Origin of the sequence: Chryseobacterium sp. SIMBA_028 (assembly GCF_046535285.1) — a bacterium.
Classification (GTDB): Bacteria; Bacteroidota; Bacteroidia; order Flavobacteriales; family Weeksellaceae; genus Chryseobacterium.
Window position 1 is genome coordinate 1 of record NZ_JAWRWZ010000814.1, and the last position, 237, is coordinate 237.

Consider the following 237-nt stretch of genomic DNA (forward strand, 5'->3'; position numbering starts at 1 on the left):
GCCAAGAAGTACGTCGGTTTGAGTCCTTCCGCCCTGATCAGGCGTCGCAGGCTACAGGATGCGGCCGAGCGTGCCCGGTCCAATCCGACGGCGGACCTGGCCGCAATCGCCGTCGAGCTCGGCTACGCAGACCACGCGCACCTCACCAATGATTTCCGCAAGTATCTGGGCTTTACGCCCAGTGGGTACCGGCGTTCCGCTGGCCAAACGTAGTAGGGAACCGCACGCCACGTCCGG

General features: G+C 64.6%; 1 protein-coding gene. It reads left to right on the plus strand.

Going from position 1 to position 237, the window contains the following annotated elements:
* Positions 1-213 (plus strand): helix-turn-helix domain-containing protein (locus tag SCA31_RS25485; protein ID WP_410699713.1); only part of this gene is annotated, 213 nt, incomplete at its 5' end.
* Between the last annotated feature and the right edge of the window lie 24 nt (positions 214-237).